Raw genomic sequence first — 19,165 nt, forward strand, 5'->3', positions numbered from 1 at the left:
GTTTAAGGCAAGAGACGGGCGGGCAACAGACGCATCAGTTGCATGTCGAACCAGGCGACAAACGCTGGCGACGGCACCGCATCCACCGCAAGGTACCACCAGTCGGACTGGGCAAAGGCGCGGCACTTCACCGCGTCCTTCTCGGTCATGACCAGCGGCAATGATGGCGTGAAATTCAAGACTTCCGCGCTGTAGGACGCATGGTCGGCAAAAGCATGGGGTATCGGCTGCCAGTGTAGCGTTTCAAGGGTGTTGAAGAAACGTTGCGGGTTGCCGATACCGGCGACCGCATGCACCTGCTGGCCCGCCGGGAAGTAATCGACCGGCTGGCGTTCGCCGGTTTGCAAGTTGACCAACGCCGTGGGCAGCAGACGAAAGGCGAAACCATCTTCGCGATCGGCCGCGGTGCCATTATAGAGCAGCGCATCCACGCTCTTCAGGCGCTCCGCCGGTTCGCGCAACGGCCCGGCAGGCAGGCAGCGGCGATTGCCCAGGCCCCGGGCGGCGTCGATCAGCACCAGCTCAAGGTCGCGAGCCAGGCGGTAATGCTGCAGGCCGTCGTCGGAGAGGATCAGGTCCAGGGTTTCGCTGGCCAGCAGCGTCTTCACTGCGCGGCTGCGATCGGGGTCGATCATCAAGGGGACGCCGCAGCGCTGCACGATCAGCAAGGGTTCATCGCCAGCCACTTCAGCAGCGTGGCCGGCCTCGACCCGCCACGGCAACTGCGGTGGCTTCGCGCCATACCCGCGACTGACCACGCCCACACGCAAACCTCTGCGCTGACAATGCTCGATCAACCACAGGATCAACGGCGTCTTGCCAGTCCCGCCCACGGTGATATTGCCGACCACCACCACCGGCACCGGCGATTGGTAGATCTCGCCCTCGCCCGCCAGGAAGCGCGCGCGCTTGCGCTGCACCACCGCGCGATACAGCGACTCCAGCGGCCGCAGCAACGTCAGCGCCGGATGGCCTTCGTACCAGGCCTTGAGCAAGCGATCGGACATGGCCATCAGGGTTGGCTCACTGCCTCGACGGTGCTCATGCGCAAGTGGCTGAACCCCAGCTTGCCGGCAGCGTCCATCGCGGTAATGACAGCCTGGTGCTGGGTCTTGCCATCAGCACTGATCGACAGCGGCATCTTGGTATCGCCACCGGACTCTTTCTGCAGGGCTTCCATCAGGCTGTTGAGGTCGTTCTTCTCGAGCAACTGGTTATTCACCGAAAACACGCCGTCGGCACTGATGGCGATATCCAGTTGCTTGACTTCCTGGTCCTCGGCCGGCGAGCCGCTGACCGCTTCCGGCAAATCTACCCGCAGTTGGGTCTGCCGCGTAAAGGTGGTGGTCACGACAAAAAACAGCAGCAGGATAAACACCACGTCGATCAGCGACGCGAGGTTGATATCAACATTTTCCCGTTGCTTGCGGCGAAATTTCACGCTTTGTCCCCGACCAAGTCCACGTCACGGTCGCCCTGCACCACTTCCACCAGCTTGATGGCTTCCTGCTCCATGCCGACCACCAACTCATCGATCCGGCGTTGCAGGAAACGGTGGAAGAACACCGAGGGAATACCGACCATCAGGCCCGCTGCCGTGGTGATCAGGGCCTTGGAGATACCACCGGCCAGCACCGCGGCGTTGGTGCTCATGCCCGAGCCCATGAACGAGCTGAAAATATCGATCATGCCCAGTACCGTGCCCAGCAGGCCGAGCAACGGTGCCATGGCGGCGATGGTGCCGAGGGCGTTGATATAACGCTCCAGCTCATGGATGACCCGCGCGGCGGCCTCTTCGATGCACTCTTTCATGATCTCGCGACCATGCTTGGAGTTGGCCAGCCCGGCCGCGAGAATTTCACCCAGGGGTGAATTGGCACGCAGCTCCTTGAGTTTCTGCTTGTCGAGCTGCTTGTTCTTGATCCAGCCCCAGACCTGCCCCAGCAGATGCTCGGGTGTGACACGGCTGGCGCGCAAGGTCCACAGGCGTTCGGCAACGATGCCGAGTGCGGCGATGGAGCTCAAGATGATCGGCAACATCATCCAGCCGCCGGATTTGACCAATTCCCACACAGTGAATGTCCCCTCGAAAAAGTGCGCCACTTTACCATATAGGTCAGGCAGCGGGGCTCGTCGACCCACGACCCGCCGATCACAGGCTTCGGCCATTGGTAACGTGCGGTTACGGTAGCGCTTCTCGCCAGAAGCGGCGTTGACTGCGCGCAACAATCGGTGGCGCGAAGGCGCCCAATCGCAAACGTACCGCGCCCTGTTCGGCGCTGTCATACACCTGCGCTCCCAACGCTTGATAGCGCTCCACCACTTGTGGATGAGGATGACCGAACGCATTGCCGCGCCCTCGGGAAATCAGCACCGACTTCGGCGCCAGCCGCTGCAGAAACGGCCAGGATGACGAACTGCGGCTACCATGGTGAGGGGCTTGCAGCCAATCGGTCGGCACCGCCAGAGCCGAGGCCAGAAACGCCTGCTCTGCGGCGCGATCGATATCGCCGGTGAGCAGCAGGCGCTCGCCATTGGCCTGTACGTGCAATACACAGGATTTCGGGTTGCCATCAACTGCGTCTGGCCATTGCCACAATTCAAAGGACACGCCGTCCCACGCCCATTGTTCACCGCTGATACAAGGCTGAGTGTCGAGAAGCGCCGGCAACCCTTCAGTTTCACCACCGACGACCCGTTTGATCGGCAGCCCACGGGCGACAGCCGCCGCACCGCCGGCATGATCGGCATCGGCATGGCTCAGTAACATCATGTCCAGAGCGTCTACCCCGAGCCTCTTCAGCGACGGCAACACCACCCGCGCGCCGAGATCGACCGCCCCGGAGCGCGGGCCGGCATCGTAGAGCAAGGTGTGATGGCGGGTGCGCAGGATCAACGCCAGCCCCTGCCCGACATCCAGCTGCAGTACGTCCACCTGCCCGTGGGGCACCGGCTCGCGCGGCGGGAACACCGCCAACAACAGCATCGGCCAGCCGAGCAACCGAAACGGCACACCCTTGGGCAGCAACAGCAACACCGCACCGACCAGGCTAACCAGCCAATAGCCCATGGGCACCTCGGCCGGTATCCACGCGGGCAATTGCCCCGCCAGCAGCGCCAGGGCGTTGAACAAGCCGTCCAGCGCCCCACCCGCCAGCCACAACAAGCCCGCGCCCACGAACGGCACCGCCAGCAATGCCGTCCCGAGCAGGGCCAGGGGCAACACCACCAGGCTGATCCACGGCACCGCAAATAGATTGGCCAGCGGCGCACTGAGGCTGATGGGCAAACCCAGCACCAGTAACACCGGGAAAAGACCGATGGCTATCAACCATTGCGGACGGGTCCATGCCTGCCAAGCGCTCCAGCGGCCTAACCGACCGCCGAACGTCAGCCCCAGTACCGCCACGGCCGCAAAGGACAACCAGAACCCCGGCTGCAAGCTGGCCAACGGCTCAAGGATCAGCACACCATTGAACGCCAGCAACAGCGGCCACCAGATGCCCAGATGACGGAAACGCAAACGCCACAGCAACACCAGCCCCACCATTACACAGGCGCGCTGCACCGGCACGCCGAACCCCGCCAGCAGGCCGTACCCCAACGCCGCGGTAAACGCCAGGCCACATGCACACGGCAGCCACGGCCAGGTGCGCGGCCAGCAGCCGTAGCGCGCCAGAGCGGCGACGAGCGCATAGATCAACCCCGCCAACAGGCCAATGTGCTGGCCGGAAATGACCAGCAAATGCACCGTGCCGGTGTCCTGCAAGACACGCCAGTCGTCGGCCGTCAGCCCGGAGCCGTCTCCCAGCACCAGGGCCGCCAGCCCCGCCTCGCGCCCTTGGGCGTCCACCGCCATCAAGCGCTGACGGACCGCGTCGCGCCAAGCATTGCGGGCCGGCGCCAGGCGTTCGCCGTCCTTTACCGAGCCGGTGGCGCCGATGCGCTGGGCGAGCAGCCAGGCTTCATGGTCGACGCCATGGAAGTTGAGCAGGCCCGACGGACGTTTAAGCGTCACCGCGAGGCGCCAACGCTCACCGCTGCGTACCGGTGGGCCACCGTGCCAGTACAGCCGAATGCGCGCGGGCAAGCGGGCGTTGCGCGACCGGCTGTCGCTCAGTTCGAAACGCACGCCGCTGTCAGTCTGCTGCGGCAAGCCGCTCACACGCCCCTCCAGCCAACGCGTCTGGCCGTCGAGCATCGGACGCAAGCGGTCATCCAGCGCCCACTGCGCGCTCACACATGCCCAACACAAGCCGAACAGGAAAAACGCCAGCGGATAAGTGCGAAACGGCAGCAGCATCAACGCCACCACTGCCAGGGCCAACAGCATCCCGGCAGGCGGCAGTGCGGGTAGAAATCGCAGCGCAAGCAGCCCGAGTGCAAGCGCGAACATCCCTGTCCTCATGGATCATTCCTTTGACGTGATCCATTCAGTCTTAGCTGGCCCCCGGCCGCAGCCTATGATGTTTTGTCACAAAGTCTGAATTTTCTGTTTATAGAATGCGCGCATACTTGCCCCTCGACTTGATCTGGACCCCTTATGCCCCGGCGCTTATTCAAACGGTACATGCCCGACCCCACCAGTATCAGGGAACACAAGTCATTACAGTTTCTGGGCACCTTGCTGCATGACCCGAACCTCTGGCACCTGAATCGGCACTCGGTAGCCCGCGCCATGGCGGTAGGCCTGTTCGCGGCGTTTATCCCGATCCCCTTGCAGATGCTCTTGGCGGCGATGCTGGCGATCACGGTGCGGGGCAATATGCCGATTGCCATCAGCCTGGTGTGGCTGACCAACCCGATCACCATGCCAGTGGTGTTCCTGTGTACCTACATGACCGGCGCCTGGCTGATGAACGTGCCGGCGCGCAGCCTGCCCGACGACCTGACGTGGGAGTGGATCAGCGGTCAGTTGAGCACGCTGTGGCAGCCGTTCCTGCTCGGCTCGCTGGTACTGGGTGTGGTGTTGGGCGCGCTGGCCTATTGTCTGACCATGGGTTACTGGCGCTGGTGGGTCGCGCACCAATGGAATAAACGCAAACTGCGTCGCGCTTGAGCCCTAGGCTGCGCACAAACGCAGATGCACACGCAAGCCCTGGCCGGTATTCTCCGCCCACAAGCTGCCGTCCTGACGTTGCACCGCATTGCGCGCGATGCTCAACCCCAGCCCGAAGCCACCGTCGCCAGGCCGTGAGCCGTCCAGGCGGATGAACGGCGCGAAGATCCGTTCCAGATCGCGTTCATCAATACCCCCGCCCTGATCCTCCAGCCATAGGTGCCAATATGCGCCATCACGGCGCCCATCGAGGCTGACGACACCGCCGGCAGGTGAATGCCGTATGGCGTTGCGCAGGATATTTTCCAGCGCCTGGGCCAGGGCGTTCAGATTGCCGCGTACCCAACAATCCGGCCCCAGCCGGCATGGCAGCAGCGAGGCTGGCCAATCGCTTTCGAAACAGGCGTTGTCCTTGAGCATGTCCCACAACGCCTGAACCTGAATGTCTTCGACAGGCAGCGGCGTCCGCTCGGTGTCCAACCAGGCCAATTGCAGGCTGTCCTCGACCAGGCGCTGCATGACGTCGATCTCCCGCCCCAGCCGTTCACGCAGTTGCGCCAGATCCTGCTCGCTGTCACAGGCCACGCGTAAACGGCTGAGGGGGGTGCGCAGTTCATGGGACATGTCCCGCAACAGCTGTTGCTGCAATACCACCGTGCCCTGCAACCGCTCGGACATATGGTCAAACGCCCGCCCCAGCTCGCCCAATTCATCCTGGCGGCTGGTGGCATCGTGGGACAGCCGCGTGTTCAATTGATCGGCACGCCAGGCGTTGGCCTGCTCGCGCAATTGATTGAGCGGCATGATCAGCAGCCGGTACAGGCCGATGCACAACAACAGGGTAAACAGACCGGGAATCACGCCATTGGTCACCACCCGCCAGAACAGTTGGTAGCGCCCCGGCATAAAGCGCTGGGGCAACTCGATCACCAGCGAGCCGACACTGGGGTCCAGGGGAAACGGGATTTTCAACCATGGCAGGCCTTTGGCGTGGCGGCTGACCGGCCAGTCCAGGCCGCGCAGAAAAGTCAGGCGCTGGCTTTCCTTGTCGGTCAACGGCGTGCTGGCGAGGGATTGCAGGTCGTTGCCGATCACGCCGATCCAGGTGCGCTCACGCGCAGCCATCAGTTGCAACCAGGCGTCCACGCCATCAGCGCCCTGGGTACTCCAGGCCAACTCCGCTCCCGCCGCATAACCGCTGAGAATCTCGCGGGAGGTGTCAGACAGATAAGCGTTCTGCTGCTCCATGTACCGGCCCCAGGACCAACAGAGCCAGATCATCAACAAGCAGAAAGCAATCAGCAGGCGGGCCAACTTCCAGAATAACGAGTGCCTGCCCGGCAGACGTTTCAAGCCCCCCTCAAAGGCCGTCATCGTGACCACTCAACACATAGCCCTTACCCCAGACGGTACGCACTTCACGCTCGCTATAGCCGATGGTCTTGAGTTTGCGGCGAATCTGGCTGATATGCATATCGAGGCTGCGGTCATGGGGCGCATAACCGCGCTGCAGCACGTGCTGATAAAGGAAGGCTTTGCTCAGCACTTCCTCGCCGTTGTTGTGCAAGGTCTGCAGCAGGCGGTACTCGCTGCGGGTCAGCCCGGCCCACTGCTGCTGGTAGAAGACGTCGGACAGTTCATCGTCAAAGCGCAGGCTCCGGGCGTCGTCGCGCACGGGCGGCAAACTCAGCGGCGGACGGCGATCCAGGGCCACCCGGCGCAGGATGGCTTCAATACGCACGCGCAACTCGATCATGCTGAACGGCTTGGGCAGGTAATCGTCCGCACCCAGGCGAAAGCCGTTCACGCGATCGGCTTCGGCGCCCAGGGCCGACACCAGGATCACCGGGACCGCATGGCTCCGGCGCAGATGCGTGAGGATCGACAGCCCGTCCAGCCCCGGCAGCAGAATATCCATCAACACCACGTCGAAGACGTGCTCGCGGGCCATCTGCAGGCCTTGCTGGCCGTTCCGGCACCACGTGACCTGAAAGCCACAGCGCCCCAGATGCTCGTGGACATAGGCGCCCAGCACGGGGTCATCTTCGATGGTCAGGATACTGGGTAGACCAACTTCCACGGGATTCATTAGCGCCTGCAAGTCATTCTCAATCACTGATTATTCAAGATTCCCCCGCGCCAGGCAATCGCCACGTCGCGCCAAATGGCCCGAAGATTGCCTGCTGTCATTAATTTGCAAGATTCCACGCCGCGCAAATGGCTACACTGCGCAGGGGTGCGGGCCGGATGCCTGCACGGGCGATCGATCACAACGTGGTAGCAGGAGAGTGGCGTGCTTAGAAGAATGGGGATAAAAGGCCGCGTACTGTTGCTGACCTTATTACCGACCAGTCTGATGGCCTTGTTGTTGGGCGGCTATTTCACCTGGATGCAGCTCTCGGAGTTGCAATCCCAGTTGCTGCAACGTGGCGAAATGATCGCCGAGCAGTTGGCCCCACTGGTGGCTCCGGCGCTGAGCAGCAAGAACGCCGACCTGCTCGAACGCATCGCCACCCAATCCCTGGAACAACAGGACGTGCGCGCCGTTTCCTTCCTTGCGCCGGACCGCTCGTCGATGGCCCACGCCGGCCCGACCATGCTCAACCAGCCGCCGGTGGGTAACAGCTCGCACCTGTTGCAGCGCACCGGTAACGACGCCACGCGCTATCTGCTGCCGGTGTTTGGCCGTCATCGCAACCTTGCCGGCGAGCTGATTCCCGATGAATCCGACCGCTTGCTTGGCTGGGTCGAGGTGGAACTGTCCCACAACGGCATGTTGCTGCGCGGTTATCGCAGCCTGTTCGCCAGCCTGCTGCTGATCGCCATCGGCCTGATCTGCACGGCAACCTTGGCCCTGCGCATCAGCCGCACCATCAATTCGCCGATCGGCCAGATCAAGCAAGCCGTGGCCCAACTCAAGGACGGCAACCTGGAAACCCGCTTGCCGGCGCTGGGCAGCCAGGAGCTGGACCAACTTGCCTCAGGCATCAACCGCATGGCCGAGACCCTGCAGAACGCTCGGGAAGAACTGCAGCACAGCATCGACCAGGCCACCGAAGACGTGCGCCAGAACCTGGAAACCATCGAGATCCAGAACATCGAGCTGGACCTGGCGCGCAAGGAAGCCCTGGAGGCCAGTCGCATCAAGTCGGAGTTCCTGGCGAATATGAGCCACGAAATCCGCACCCCGCTCAACGGCATCCTCGGTTTCACCCATCTGCTGCAAAAAAGCGAGCTGACACCGCGCCAGCTGGATTACCTGGGCACCATCGAAAAGTCCGCCGATAACCTGCTGGGCATCATCAACGAGATCCTCGATTTCTCGAAAATCGAAGCCGGCAAGCTGGTACTCGACAGCGTGCCCTTCAACCTGCGTGACCTGCTGCAAGACACCCTGACCATCCTCGCCCCCGCCGCCCATGCCAAACAGCTGGAACTGGTGAGCCTGGTGTACCGCGACACGCCGCTGGCATTGGTGGGTGACCCGCTGCGCCTCAAGCAGATCCTGACCAACCTGATCAGCAATGCGATCAAGTTCACCCGCGAAGGCACCATCGTGGCCCGGGCGATGATCGAGGATGAACAAGAAGACAGTGTGCAACTGCGCATCAGCGTGCAGGACACCGGCATCGGCCTGTCCAACCAGGACGTGCGCGCGCTGTTCCAGGCGTTCAGCCAGGCCGACAACTCGCTGTCGCGCCAACCGGGCGGCACCGGCCTGGGCCTGGTGATTTCCAAGCGCTTGATCGAGCAGATGGGCGGCGAAATCGGCGTCGACAGCACACCGGGCGAAGGCTCGGAATTCTGGATCAGCCTGAACCTGCCCAAGACCCGCGACGACGTCGAAGACCTGCCCTGCGCGCCGCTGCTCGGTCGCCGCGTGGCCGTGCTGGAAAACCACGAACTGGCGCGCCAGGCCTTGCAACACCAGCTCGAAGACTGTGGCCTGGATGTTACGCCGTTCAATACCCTGGAAAGCCTGACCAACGGCATCACCGGCGCGCATCAGACCGAACAGGCGATCGACCTGGCGGTACTCGGCGTCACCGCCAATGACCTCCCGCCCGAGCGCCTCAACCAGCATCTGTGGGACCTCGAACACCTCGGCTGCAAGGTGCTGGTGCTGTGCCCGACCACCGAGCAAATGCTGTTCAGCCCGTCGGTGCCCAACCCCAACAGCCAGTTGCAGGCCAAGCCCGCGTGTACGCGCAAGCTGCGCCGCGCCCTGACCGACCTGATCAGCCCGCGCCCCACGCGCTGCGAACCGGGCGAACCGTTGTCCAGCCGCGCGCCGCGGGTGCTCTGCGTGGATGACAACCCGGCGAACCTGTTGCTGGTGCAAACCCTGCTGGAAGACATGGGCGCCAAGGTCCAGGCCGTGGAAAGCGGCTATGCGGCCATCAATGCCGTCCAGCAGGAAACCTTCGACCTGGTGCTGATGGACGTGCAGATGCCCGGCATGGACGGTCGTCAAAGCACCGAGGCGATTCGCCAGTGGGAAAGCGAGCGCCACGGCACACCGCTGCCGGTGGTGGCCCTCACCGCCCACGCCATGGCCAACGAAAAGCGTGCGCTGCTGCAAAGCGGCATGGACGACTACCTGACCAAACCCATCAGCGAACGGCAATTGGCCCAGGTGGTGCTGAAATGGACCGGCCTGGCCCTGCGCAACCAAGGGCCGGAGCGCCCGACCGAAGGCCTCGGCCCAGGCGTGCGATTGCTGGTGCTGGACCACGAAGAAGGACTGCGGCTGGCCGCGGGCAAGGCGGACCTGGCGGCGGACATGCTCGCCATGTTGCTCGCCTCCCTCGAAGCCGACCGCCTGGCCATTACCCTCGCCCGGGAGGCCAATGACAACCATGCCTTGATCGAACGCGTCCATCGCCTGCACGGCGCCACCCGCTACTGCGGCGTACCGCAACTGCGCGCCGCCTGCCAACGCGCCGAAACCCTGCTCAAGCAGGACGACGCCAAGGCCATGGCCGCGCTGGACGAGCTGGACATGGCCATTGCCCGGTTGGCCAGTGAAGCGCGGGTCAGCGCCTGAGATTTTTTACAACGCCGGGCCCGTTCCCACAGGGTCCGCGTTACCAAAACGTACATTGCAGGGAGCTTTTTCATGCGCGTCATTCTTTTCAGCAGCCAGACCTACGACCGCGACAGTTTTCTCGGCGTGTCGCTGCCGCCCGGCCTGGAACTGCAATTCCAGCCCGCCCGGCTCACCCTCGACACCGTGGCCCTGGCCGAACGCCACGAAGTGGTCTGCGCGTTTATCAACGATGACCTCAGCGCGCCCGTGCTCGAGCACCTGGCCACGGGCGGAACCCGCCTGATCGCGCTGCGCTCGGCCGGTTACAACCATGTCGACCTCGCCGCCGCCAAACGCCTGGGCCTGACCATCGTGCGTGTGCCCGCCTATTCGCCTCATGCCGTCGCCGAACATGCCGTGGCGCTGATTCTCGCCCTGAACCGGCGCCTGCACCGTGCCTACAACCGCACCCGCGAGGGCGATTTCAGCCTGCATGGCCTGACCGGCTTCGACCTTGTCGGCAAGACCGTCGGCGTGGTCGGCACCGGGCAGATCGGCGCCACCTTCGCCAAGATCATGGCCGGTTTCGGCTGCCACCTACTGGCCTACGACCCGTTCCCCAACCCGCTGGTCCAAGCGCTCGGTGCGCGCTATGTGAGCCTGCCCGAGCTGCTGGCCGAAGCGCAGATCATCAGCCTGCACTGCCCGCTCACCACCGACAGCAAGCACCTGATCAACGCCCGCTCCCTGGCGCAGATGCAGCCCGGCGCAATGTTGATCAACACCGGGCGCGGCGGCCTGGTGGACACCCCCGCGCTGATCGAAGCGCTCAAGGACGGCCAACTCGGCTACCTGGGGCTGGATGTGTATGAAGAAGAAGCCCAGCTGTTTTTCGAGGACCGCTCCGACCTGCCCCTGCAGGACGACGTGCTCGCGCGCCTGCTGACGTTCCCCAACGTGATCATCACCGCGCACCAGGCATTTCTCACCCGCGAGGCCCTGGCGGCGATCGCCGAGACCACCCTGGCCAACATTGCGGCCTGGGCCGATGGCCGGGCGCAGAATCGTGTCGACGGATGATCAGCGGTCACATACCAGGCGCATGATCCGCAGGCGCGCGTGCTAGGATGCCGCGCCTATTTGGAGGAACCATGGCCGAACACGATTTCCGCTTCAGCTTGCTGAGCCCGCAACACACCCTGATCGAATGCCGCGCCCTGGTGCCGGGCCGCTATCAGGTCACCGGCAACGGTGGTTCGATCAAGCATGGCGACGTACTGATCGTCACCCTGCGCGGCAGTAAAACCCTGTCGATGCGCCTCACCGTCGAAGGCGACGCGCGCTACTCCATCCGCCCGGCAGGTCAGTGGGTCGCCATGGCCCAGGGGCCGAAGTTCGGCGAGCTGGAGATTCACACCTGGAAGGTCAACTGCGACAGCTGCGAGGCCGTGCTGGAGTTTGAATTCGCGGTGGAGACCAAGCTGACCAAGGAACCGCTGCAACCGGCCGCCAATGCGCGCATTGCCGAGTTGGGCTGGGCCAGCGAAGGCGCCAAGCACCGCTGCCCGAAATGCCAGAAGGCCGCGCAATGAAGGGCCTGCTTCTGCTGGCCGCCGTCGGTGCCGGCCTGATGGGCTGCGCCGGTGATGCGGCAAAGCTCGAGCGGGATCACAGCTACGTGGTGGAATGGATCGGTGAGCGGCCGCTGATGGATTACGCGCACCTGAGTGTCACCTTGGGCGCCGATGGGCGCGCCTACGGCAACGGCGGGTGCAACCACTGGTTTGCACCGTACACCGTCGAGGGCGACAAACTCAGCTTCGGCAAGATCGGCAGTACGCGCAAACTCTGCGGCGACGCCCTGATGGAGCAGGAACACCGCTTCTTCCAGGCCCTGCAAGGCGTTGAGCGCTGGGACATCTCGCCGATCGAGCAGACCCGCTTCTGGCCGGCCGAAGGCAAGCCTATCCGCCTGTGGCTGGAAGAAGGCTGATAGCAGGCTCAATGGGATCTAACTGTGGGAGGGGGCTTGCTCCCGATTGCGCTATGTCAGTACCGAATATGCTGGCTGACACACCGCTATCGGGAGCAAGCCCCCTCCCATATGTTCAACCGCGCAGGGCCTTGAGCTTGGCCAGCACGCCTTGTGCCGTCTGTTCGCCCATCAACTGCTCACGCACCTTGCCCTTGTCGTCGATGATGTAAGTCACCGGCAACGCTTCGCTGCGTGGAATATCAAAGATCCCGTCCGGGTTCTGCGCCAGCACGGTGAACTTGATGCCCAGCTTGTCACTGGCTTCCTTCAGTTCCGCGCCCTGCACATTATCGAAATTGACCCCGAACACGCCGACGTTCTGCCCTTTGAGCTGTTCAGCCAAGGCATTGAGCTCCGGGATCTCCGTGCGGCACGGGCCACACCATTCCGCCCAGTAGTTGACCACCAGCCATTGCTTGTCCAGGCGTTCGGCCGCCACTTTCTGGCCATATTGGTCAACGCCGTAGTCATTACCGCAGCCGCTGAGCAGCAGGGTTGTGATGATCGCCAATGCACCGATCAGTCGCCTTGTCATGGGGTAATCCTTCGCAAAAATGAACGTTGGCTGCGACGGATCGCCTCTTACGGTTTAAGGACCGGGCGCAGCGCAGGTAGAATACCCGCCACCTTACGCAAGATGCGACCCGCACATGACCGATCTGACGCTTTATCACAACCCGCGCTGCTCGAAATCCCGCGGAGCGCTCGAACTGCTGGAAGCACGCGGCCTCGCGCCGACGGTGGTGCGCTACCTGGAAACCCCGCTGAATGCCGCGCAACTGAAGACCCTGCTGGGCAAACTGGGGATCAGCGCACGCCAATTGCTGCGCACCGGCGAAGAGGAATACAAAATCCTCAACCTGGCAGACGCGACGCTCAGCGAAACACAGCTGATCGCCGCCATCGCCGAGCACCCCAAGTTGATGGAACGTCCGATCCTCGAAACCCCCGACAAAGCCATCATCGGCCGCCCACCGGAGAGCGTGCTGGAGATCCTGCCGTGAGTGCGCCGTATGTGCTGGTGTTGTATTACAGCCGCAACGGCTCGGTCAGCGAAATGGCCCGGCACATTGCCCGAGGCATCGAACAAGGCGGGATGGAAGCGCGCCTGCGCACCGTACCGGCGATCTCCAGCGAGTGCGAAGCCGTAGCGCCGAGCATTCCGGCCGAAGGCGCGCTGTACGCCAGCCTGGATGATCTGAAGAACTGTTCAGGCCTGGCCCTGGGCAGCCCGACCCGCTTCGGCAATATGGCCGCGCCGTTGAAGTACTTTATCGACGGCACCAGTAACCTGTGGCTGACCGGCGCCCTGGTCGGCAAACCGGCCGGGGTGTTCACCTCCACCGCCAGCCTGCACGGCGGCCAGGAGACCACGCTGATGTCGATGCTGCTGCCGCTGCTGCACCACGGCATGCTGATCACCGGCCTGCCCTATAGCGAACAAGCGCTGCTCGACACCCAGGGTGGCGGTACGCCTTATGGCGCCAGCCACCATGCTGGCCCCGATGGCAAGCGTCTGCTGGATCAACATGAAATCGCCCTGTGCAAGGCCCTCGGCCTGCGCCTGGCGAAAACCGCTGCGTTGCTGGAGAACGGCCGTGGCCAAAAAACCTAAGATCCTGCCACCCCAGGCGTGGCTGGAGCCGCGGGTCAAAGTCGCACGCGCCCTGAGCCTGCTGGCGTTTTTCGGCCTGGTGGGCTTGCTCTGCGTGTATTACCTGTTCGTCGCCGACCTGCACGGCGCACGGCCGTGGGTGATCCTGCTGATCGAACTGGTGCCGCTGCTGGTGCTGGCGCCGGGGATACTGATCGGCAGCGCACGCGGACATTCATGGATGTGCTTTGTGGTGAACCTGTATTTCATCAAGGGCGCACTGGCGGCGTATGACCCGAACCGCCAGTGGTTCGGCGTGCTGGAAATGCTGGCGAGCCTGGCGCTGTTCTGTACGGCGCTGCTGTATGTGCGCTGGCGGTTCCAGTTGGATCGGCGCTTGGCCGGCGAGGGTCAGCCAGCCTGACCCATCATCATCGCGGACAAGCCCACAGTTGAAATGCAGTTTCCTGTGGGAGTGGGCTTGCCCACGATGGCATCACCTCGGTCTCAATGATTGACCGTATACGCCAGCATCATCGACAACTGACACATCGGCCGCCCGCTCTCGGCATGCCACTGGTTGAACGCCCCCTGCACCGTCGCCAGGTCGCGCAGGCTGGTGGGGGCCTTGTCGACGATCTTCTGCGCGTGCAGGGCCGCGACCACGTCATCGCTCGGCACGAACGTATCCTTGCCCACCATGCGCAGGAAGCGCGGCGCCGACAGCCCGCCCAACTGGTGGCCGTGCTTGCTCAGGTATTTCCATAAACCGACGATATCGGTCACCGGCCAGTCGGCGATAAACGCGCCGAAACTACCCTTCTCCTGGGCGATATCCAGGATCATCTGCGCGTTGCGCGGCACACTCTTGAGCTTGCCCAGGTGGCGGATGATGCGCGTGTCCTGCATCAAGCGCTCCAGGTGCTCGGCGCCCATCAGCACGACTTTTTCCGGGTCGAAGCCAAAGAACACCTGCTCGAATGCAGGCCATTTGGCATCCACCACGCTGTGCTTGAGCCCGGCGCGGAAAACCCGCAGCGCCAGGGTCGACAGGTAGCGATCATCACTGATCTGGCGTAATTGCGCCGGCGTCTTGGGCACAGGCAGACGGGCTTCCAGTTCGGCCGCCGAACCGAAGCGGTTCAGACAATATTCGTGCAGCCACTTGTAATCGCGCATGCCCTCTCCTGGGGATTGAAATGAAAACGGCGCCTGTGAGCGCCGTCGTTCAGAGCGTTGAGAAACGTCAGAGGTTCACCACGTTGACGAAGCGCGAAGCGGCGTTCTCGTCGATACGCAGGCTGGTGAAATCGAACAGGTTACGGTCGGCCAACTGCGACGGGATCACGTTCTGCAAGCTGCGGAAGATACTCTCGGTACGCCCTGGGGTCTTGCGTTCCCAGTCCTGGAGCATCTCCTTGACCACCTGGCGCTGCAGGTTTTCCTGGGAGCCGCACAGGTTGCACGGGATGATCGGGAATTGCTTGAAGTCGGAGTAGGCCTGGATGTCCTTCTCGTTGCAATACGCCAGCGGGCGAATCACCACGTTGCGTCCGTCATCGGCGCGCAGCTTGGGCGGCATGGCCTTGAGGGAGCCGTTGAAGAACATGTTGAGGAAGAATGTCTCGACGATATCGTCGCGGTGATGCCCCAGGGCCATCTTGGTCGCACCGATCTCATCGGCAAACGTGTAGAGCGTGCCACGGCGCAGGCGCGAACACAGCGAGCAGGTGGTCTTGCCCTCCGGGATCAGCTCCTTGACCACCGAATAGGTGTCTTTTTCGACGATGTGGTACTCGATGCCCAGTGTCTTGAGGTAGGCCGGCAGCACGTCTTCGGGGAAGCCCGGTTGTTTCTGGTCCATGTTGACGGCAACGATCTCGAACTTGATCGGCGCAACCTTTTGCAGGTGCAGCAGCACGTCGAGCATGGTGTAGCTGTCTTTGCCGCCGGAGAGGCAGACCATGACCTTGTCGCCGTCCTCGATCATGTTGAAATCGGCGACCGCTTCACCGGCCAGGCGACGCAGGCGTTTTTGCAGTTTGTTCTGGTTGACCGTAAGAGTGCCCATGGCGCTTGGATCCGCTAGAGGTGTGTGACGAAAAGCGCGGTATTTTACCGGTAAGGTTGACCAAGTTCCAATGTGAGAAGGAGCAAGCCTCCTTCCCCACTTGAGTGCATTGCCAACGACAGACCGCGCCGCGATTAAGCCCACTGTTTACAGCGCAATTTGCTCTAAAGCCCTACGGTTTTTCCGGTCATCACTTCCTATACTGCGACTTGAGGTCGCACATAACTATCCAGACCTTTCAGGCCATCTGGCCCGTGGGCGCTCCGATGGGGGGCGATGGTAATAACGACAGGAGTGACTGGCATGATCCATCACGTCGTGGGGCTTTTTACCCATCCCGACCAGGAATGGCGGGAAATTCGTGGCGATAAAGAAGAAAGCGTCAGCCACATGTACCTCACTCACACCTTGATTCTCGCGGCGATCCCCGCCGTATCAGCCTTTATCGGCACCACCCAGGTCGGCTGGGTCATCGGCAGTCGCTCCCCGGTCATGCTGACCCAGGAAAGCGCCTTGTGGATGACCGTCATGTCGTACCTGGCGATGCTCGGCGGCGTAGCGGTCATGGGCGCCTTCATTCACTGGATGGCGCGCACCTACGACGCCAGCCCCAGCATGGCGCGTTGTATCGCCTTTGCCACCTACACCGCGACACCGTTGTTCATCGGCGGGCTGGCGGCGCTCTACCCGCACATGTGGCTGGGGATGGTCGTCGGCACGGCGGCGATCTGTTACACGGTGTACCTGCTGTATGTGGGGTTGCCGACGTTCATGAGCATCGATCCGGACGAAGGCTTTCTGTTTTCCAGCTCGGTGCTGGCCGTGGGCCTGGTCGTGCTGGTGGCAATCATGGCGTTCACCGTGATCGTCTGGGGCCTGGGCGTTGGCCCGATCTATACCAACTAAGCGGTTTCACCCAGCAGGCAAGGCCACCGCAAGGTGGCTTTGTGCGTCATGCATGACCATTCGGCGCCTGACCGATTCGGAAACACCCGCCTTTGCGGCATACTGGACATCTCTGGAGAGATGTACAGCATGCCCGAGCAACTCAATACCCGCGTCGAAGATTGTTTCCTGCTAGCCGAATCCTTTTTCAAACGAAGCTTCAAACGCCCCCAGGTCAGCCTCAAGTTGCGGGGCCAGAAAGCCGGTGTCGCGCATTTGCACGAAAACCTGCTGCGCTTCAACCCACAGTTGTACCGCGAAAACAGCCAACACTTCCTGAAACAGACCGTGGCCCATGAAGTGGCGCACCTGATCGCCCACCAATTGTTTGGCGAGCGCATCCAGCCCCATGGCGAGGAATGGCAACTGATCATGCGCGGCGTGTATGAACTGCCGCCAGACCGTTGCCACACCTATGAGATCAAGCGCCGCCAGGTGACCCGCTATATCTACCGCTGCCCGTGTGCGGACAGCGACTTCCCGTTTTCGTCACAGCGCCATGGGTTGGTGAGGCAGGGGCGGCGTTATCTGTGCAGGCGCTGTCGGCAGACGTTGGTGTTTACCGGGGAAACTCGCGTTGAGTGAAATATGCGGTGTGTGTGAGGGCCTCATCGGGGGCAAGCCCCCTCTCACATTTTGACCCTGTTCACAGAGCTAATTGTGGGAGGGGGCTTGCCCCCGATGAGGCCCGCCCAGTCACTACACAATCACCTTGGCAGCACGCAACGCGCTGATGCGCTGTGAGCTCAAGCCCAACTCCATCAGCACTTCATCACTGTGCGCGCCCACCGCCGCCCCGATATGCCGGGGGGCTGGCAACCCTTCGGAGAACTTCAGCGGGCAAGCCATCTGCGCCTGGGTCGAGCCGTCGGGCCGCGGCACCTGGGTGACCAGTTCCCGCGCCTTCAACTGCGGATGCTCCACGGCTTCGCTCAGGCTCAACACCGGTTCGACGCACGCATCGACCCCGGCAAACAACTCGCACAATTCCTCGAAGCTGCGCTTCTCAAACTCAACCTGCAGCGCCTGCTTGAGCGCCTTTTGCTGCTCAGGCTCGGGCGACAAACCTTGTGCCGCCAGTTCCGGTCGCCCCAACGCGGCGCACAATTGCTGCATGAATGCCGGTTCCAGACTGCCGACCGACATCCAGCGCCCATCGCGGGAACGGTAATAATCGTAGAAACTGCCGCCATTGAGCACATGGGTCTCCCACCCCGGCTCCACGCCACAGGCCAGGTAGCCAGCGCCGGCCATGGCATTCAAGCTGAACGAGCAGTCGGTCATGCTCACATCCAGGTACTGGCCAACGCCGCTCTGTTGCCGCGCAATCACCGCCGCGAGCAGGCCCACCACCGCGTGCAGCGAGCCGCCGGCGACATCCGCCAATTGCACGCCCAACGGCAGCGGCCCGCTGTCCCGCCGCCCGGTATGGCTGGCCACTCCGGCCAACGCCAGGTAGTTGATATCGTGCCCAGCGCGGTCCTTGTAGGGGCCGGTCTGACCGTACCCAGTGATCGACACGTAAATCAGCCGCGGGTTGATCGCCTTCAACGCCGCATACCCCAGGCCCAGGCGCTCCATCACCCCGGGGCGAAACTGTTCGAGCACGATGTCGTAGCCCTTGACCAGCTCGCGCACAATCTCCAGCGCCTCGGCCTGCTTCAGATCCAGGGCGAGGCTGCGCTTATTGCGATTGAGGTAAGCATGGCTGGCCGAGGTGCCCTGATCGTGGGGCGGCAGCACGCGCAGCAGGTCCATGCGCGTGGGCGATTCGATGCGCAGCACCTCGGCGCCCATGTCCGCCAGCATCAGCGACGCAAACGGGCCGGGCAGCAAGGTGGAAAAATCCAGTACTTTGAGGGACGCCAAGGGACCTGACATGGAGACTCCGTTTCCGATTCGACTGGCGACAGCGTAGTCAGCCTTCAGCGCCGACGGCAATCGTCAGAACGATCATCGACAATGACCGTTTTGATCACGGCGGGCTTTTTCCCGGCGGCGGCCTTATCATTGGTCCACGTTTGCTTGCAGGGGGTTCCATGAAATTTGCGATAGCACTGTTTTCCACCGCCCATGCGCCCTCCTCGCGTCGCGCCTTGCTGTTCGCCCAGGCGGCGCTGGCCGGCGGGCACGAGATTGTGCGCCTGTTTTTTTATCAGGACGGCGTCTACAGTGCCTCCAACACCATCGTTGCGCCACAGGATGAGCAAGACATCGCTCGCCAATGGCGTGAGTTTGTCAGCGCGCATCAGTTGGACGCCGTGGTGTGCATCGCCGCCGCCCTGCGCCGTGGCGTGCTCGACAGCGAAGAAGCCGCGCGTTACCAGCGCAGCGCGGTGAACCTGGAGGCGCCATGGGAGCTGTCGGGCCTTGGGCAATTGCACGACGCGACCCAGGCCGCCGACCGCCTGATCTGTTTTGGAGGGCCGTGA

The 19,165-nt window shown here is 62.8% G+C and carries 21 protein-coding genes; 11 read left to right on the top strand and 10 right to left on the bottom strand.

The annotated features are described in order from the left end of the window. Positions 1–2: 2 nt before the first annotated feature. From lpxK to ACP7E3_RS05690, 4 genes are all read right to left on the bottom strand, one after another. Positions 3–1,013, bottom strand: coding sequence for a tetraacyldisaccharide 4'-kinase (lpxK, locus tag ACP7E3_RS05675; protein WP_426122524.1), 1,011 nt, complete (start codon positions 1,011–1,013; stop codon positions 3–5). Beyond that, positions 1,013–1,441 (bottom strand): ExbD/TolR family protein, encoded by a 429-nt coding sequence (locus tag ACP7E3_RS05680; RefSeq protein WP_046382925.1) that lies wholly within the window; start codon positions 1,439–1,441, stop codon positions 1,013–1,015. The genes lpxK and ACP7E3_RS05680 overlap by 1 nt, the downstream gene beginning before the upstream one ends. Further along, positions 1,438–2,073, bottom strand: a complete 636-nt coding sequence (locus ACP7E3_RS05685; RefSeq protein ID WP_046382924.1) for a MotA/TolQ/ExbB proton channel family protein — start codon at positions 2,071–2,073, stop codon at positions 1,438–1,440. Before ACP7E3_RS05685 ends, ACP7E3_RS05680 begins: the two co-directional genes overlap by 4 nt. A 109-nt stretch (positions 2,074–2,182) precedes the next feature. Further along, positions 2,183–4,396, bottom strand: a complete 2,214-nt coding sequence (locus tag ACP7E3_RS05690; RefSeq protein WP_426122527.1) for a DNA internalization-related competence protein ComEC/Rec2 — start codon at positions 4,394–4,396, stop codon at positions 2,183–2,185. 147 nt (positions 4,397–4,543) lie between these two features. On the opposite strand from ACP7E3_RS05690, the gene ACP7E3_RS05695 reads away from it, so the two are divergent. Then, entirely contained in the window at positions 4,544–5,059 is a 516-nt protein-coding gene (locus tag ACP7E3_RS05695; RefSeq protein ID WP_046485254.1) for a DUF2062 domain-containing protein, read from the top strand. 3 nt (positions 5,060–5,062) lie between these two features. Here the strand turns inward: ACP7E3_RS05695 and ACP7E3_RS05700 are convergent, their stop codons facing one another. After that, entirely contained in the window at positions 5,063–6,433 is a 1,371-nt protein-coding gene (locus ACP7E3_RS05700) for a histidine kinase sensor domain-containing protein (protein WP_426122529.1), read from the bottom strand. After that, the gene (locus tag ACP7E3_RS05705) at positions 6,420–7,148 is read right to left on the bottom strand and encodes a response regulator transcription factor (RefSeq protein ID WP_126588667.1); all 729 of its coding nucleotides are present in this window, start codon (positions 7,146–7,148) and stop codon (positions 6,420–6,422) included. The genes ACP7E3_RS05700 and ACP7E3_RS05705 overlap by 14 nt, the downstream gene beginning before the upstream one ends. Before the next feature lie 204 nt (positions 7,149–7,352). Here ACP7E3_RS05705 and ACP7E3_RS05710 point away from each other — a divergent pair, with 204 nt between their 5' ends. The 4 genes from ACP7E3_RS05710 to ACP7E3_RS05725 all read left to right on the top strand — a co-directional run bounded on the left by ACP7E3_RS05710 (position 7,353) and on the right by ACP7E3_RS05725 (position 12,081). Beyond that, positions 7,353–10,106, top strand: coding sequence for a response regulator (locus ACP7E3_RS05710; RefSeq protein ID WP_046382920.1), 2,754 nt, complete (start codon positions 7,353–7,355; stop codon positions 10,104–10,106). A gap of 72 nt (positions 10,107–10,178) precedes the next feature. Beyond that, positions 10,179–11,168, top strand: a complete 990-nt coding sequence (locus ACP7E3_RS05715; RefSeq protein WP_057004413.1) for a 2-hydroxyacid dehydrogenase — start codon at positions 10,179–10,181, stop codon at positions 11,166–11,168. Positions 11,169–11,239: 71 nt separating this feature from the next. Next, positions 11,240–11,680: a hypothetical protein gene (locus ACP7E3_RS05720; RefSeq protein ID WP_017848021.1), complete on the top strand. Its 441-nt coding sequence runs from the start codon at positions 11,240–11,242 to the stop codon at positions 11,678–11,680. Next, entirely contained in the window at positions 11,677–12,081 is a 405-nt protein-coding gene (locus ACP7E3_RS05725) for an META domain-containing protein (RefSeq protein ID WP_057004414.1), read from the top strand. Before ACP7E3_RS05720 ends, ACP7E3_RS05725 begins: the two co-directional genes overlap by 4 nt. 115 nt (positions 12,082–12,196) lie before the next feature. On the opposite strand, the gene ACP7E3_RS05730 is transcribed toward ACP7E3_RS05725, so the two are convergent. Then, the gene (locus ACP7E3_RS05730; protein ID WP_017848023.1) at positions 12,197–12,658 is read right to left on the bottom strand and encodes a TlpA disulfide reductase family protein; all 462 of its coding nucleotides are present in this window, start codon (positions 12,656–12,658) and stop codon (positions 12,197–12,199) included. A 115-nt stretch (positions 12,659–12,773) separates the two neighbouring features. On the opposite strand from ACP7E3_RS05730, the gene arsC reads away from it, so the two are divergent. Genes arsC through ACP7E3_RS05745 form a run of 3 tightly spaced genes read left to right on the top strand, consistent with a single transcriptional unit; the run spans position 12,774 to position 14,141 of the window. Further along, the gene (arsC, locus tag ACP7E3_RS05735) at positions 12,774–13,127 is read left to right on the top strand and encodes an arsenate reductase (glutaredoxin) (protein ID WP_256822801.1); all 354 of its coding nucleotides are present in this window, start codon (positions 12,774–12,776) and stop codon (positions 13,125–13,127) included. Continuing rightward, a complete protein-coding gene (wrbA, locus tag ACP7E3_RS05740; RefSeq protein WP_046485241.1) occupies positions 13,124–13,738 on the top strand; it encodes an NAD(P)H:quinone oxidoreductase in 615 nt (204 codons plus the stop codon). The genes arsC and wrbA overlap by 4 nt, the downstream gene beginning before the upstream one ends. Next, the gene (locus ACP7E3_RS05745; RefSeq protein ID WP_017848026.1) at positions 13,722–14,141 is read left to right on the top strand and encodes a DUF2069 domain-containing protein; all 420 of its coding nucleotides are present in this window, start codon (positions 13,722–13,724) and stop codon (positions 14,139–14,141) included. Before wrbA ends, ACP7E3_RS05745 begins: the two co-directional genes overlap by 17 nt. An 83-nt stretch (positions 14,142–14,224) precedes the next feature. Here the strand turns inward: ACP7E3_RS05745 and ACP7E3_RS05750 are convergent, their stop codons facing one another. Together ACP7E3_RS05750 and ttcA are read right to left on the bottom strand one after the other, a co-directional pair. Beyond that, a complete protein-coding gene (locus ACP7E3_RS05750; RefSeq protein WP_017848027.1) occupies positions 14,225–14,896 on the bottom strand; it encodes a DNA-3-methyladenine glycosylase I in 672 nt (223 codons plus the stop codon). A 67-nt stretch (positions 14,897–14,963) separates the two neighbouring features. Further along, entirely contained in the window at positions 14,964–15,788 is an 825-nt protein-coding gene (gene ttcA, locus ACP7E3_RS05755; protein ID WP_017848028.1) for a tRNA 2-thiocytidine(32) synthetase TtcA, read from the bottom strand. Between the two features lie 303 nt (positions 15,789–16,091). Here ttcA and ACP7E3_RS05760 point away from each other — a divergent pair, with 303 nt between their 5' ends. Beyond that, positions 16,092–16,694 (top strand): Yip1 family protein, encoded by a 603-nt coding sequence (locus ACP7E3_RS05760; RefSeq protein ID WP_057004416.1) that lies wholly within the window; start codon positions 16,092–16,094, stop codon positions 16,692–16,694. A gap of 129 nt (positions 16,695–16,823) precedes the next feature. After that, entirely contained in the window at positions 16,824–17,318 is a 495-nt protein-coding gene (locus tag ACP7E3_RS05765) for a SprT family zinc-dependent metalloprotease (protein WP_026140162.1), read from the top strand. A 114-nt stretch (positions 17,319–17,432) separates the two neighbouring features. Here the strand turns inward: ACP7E3_RS05765 and ACP7E3_RS05770 are convergent, their stop codons facing one another. Then, on the bottom strand, positions 17,433–18,614 hold the full coding sequence (locus ACP7E3_RS05770; protein ID WP_057004417.1) for a CaiB/BaiF CoA transferase family protein: 1,182 nt from the start codon (positions 18,612–18,614) through the stop codon (positions 17,433–17,435). Positions 18,615–18,772: 158 nt separating this feature from the next. Between ACP7E3_RS05770 and tusD the strand changes: the two genes are divergently transcribed. Beyond that, the gene (gene tusD, locus ACP7E3_RS05775; protein ID WP_426122536.1) at positions 18,773–19,165 is read left to right on the top strand and encodes a sulfurtransferase complex subunit TusD; all 393 of its coding nucleotides are present in this window, start codon (positions 18,773–18,775) and stop codon (positions 19,163–19,165) included.

This window comes from Pseudomonas sp. PSPC2-3, assembly GCF_049898265.1.
Taxonomy (GTDB): Bacteria; Pseudomonadota; Gammaproteobacteria; order Pseudomonadales; family Pseudomonadaceae; genus Aquipseudomonas; species Aquipseudomonas veronii.

What these genes read in the sequence shown, in the direction of transcription:
- ACP7E3_RS05720 (WP_017848021.1), top strand. Translation starts at nt 11,240, where the DNA reads ATGGCCGAACACGATTTCCGCTTCAGCTTGCTGAGCCCGCAACACACC.
- arsC (WP_256822801.1), top strand. Translation starts at nt 12,774, where the DNA reads ATGACCGATCTGACGCTTTATCACAACCCGCGCTGCTCGAAATCCCGC.
- ACP7E3_RS05705 (WP_126588667.1), bottom strand. Translation starts at nt 7,148, where the DNA reads ATGAATCCCGTGGAAGTTGGTCTACCCAGTATCCTGACCATCGAAGAT.
- ACP7E3_RS05750 (WP_017848027.1), bottom strand. Translation starts at nt 14,896, where the DNA reads ATGCGCGATTACAAGTGGCTGCACGAATATTGTCTGAACCGCTTCGGT.
- tusD (WP_426122536.1), top strand. Translation starts at nt 18,773, where the DNA reads ATGAAATTTGCGATAGCACTGTTTTCCACCGCCCATGCGCCCTCCTCG.
- ACP7E3_RS05765 (WP_026140162.1), top strand. Translation starts at nt 16,824, where the DNA reads ATGCCCGAGCAACTCAATACCCGCGTCGAAGATTGTTTCCTGCTAGCC.
- ACP7E3_RS05700 (WP_426122529.1), bottom strand. Translation starts at nt 6,433, where the DNA reads ATGACGGCCTTTGAGGGGGGCTTGAAACGTCTGCCGGGCAGGCACTCG.
- lpxK (WP_426122524.1), bottom strand. Translation starts at nt 1,013, where the DNA reads ATGGCCATGTCCGATCGCTTGCTCAAGGCCTGGTACGAAGGCCATCCG.
- ttcA (WP_017848028.1), bottom strand. Translation starts at nt 15,788, where the DNA reads ATGGGCACTCTTACGGTCAACCAGAACAAACTGCAAAAACGCCTGCGT.
- ACP7E3_RS05715 (WP_057004413.1), top strand. Translation starts at nt 10,179, where the DNA reads ATGCGCGTCATTCTTTTCAGCAGCCAGACCTACGACCGCGACAGTTTT.
- ACP7E3_RS05730 (WP_017848023.1), bottom strand. Translation starts at nt 12,658, where the DNA reads ATGACAAGGCGACTGATCGGTGCATTGGCGATCATCACAACCCTGCTG.
- ACP7E3_RS05770 (WP_057004417.1), bottom strand. Translation starts at nt 18,614, where the DNA reads ATGTCAGGTCCCTTGGCGTCCCTCAAAGTACTGGATTTTTCCACCTTG.
- ACP7E3_RS05695 (WP_046485254.1), top strand. Translation starts at nt 4,544, where the DNA reads ATGCCCCGGCGCTTATTCAAACGGTACATGCCCGACCCCACCAGTATC.
- ACP7E3_RS05760 (WP_057004416.1), top strand. Translation starts at nt 16,092, where the DNA reads ATGATCCATCACGTCGTGGGGCTTTTTACCCATCCCGACCAGGAATGG.
- ACP7E3_RS05690 (WP_426122527.1), bottom strand. Translation starts at nt 4,396, where the DNA reads ATGTTCGCGCTTGCACTCGGGCTGCTTGCGCTGCGATTTCTACCCGCA.
- ACP7E3_RS05725 (WP_057004414.1), top strand. Translation starts at nt 11,677, where the DNA reads ATGAAGGGCCTGCTTCTGCTGGCCGCCGTCGGTGCCGGCCTGATGGGC.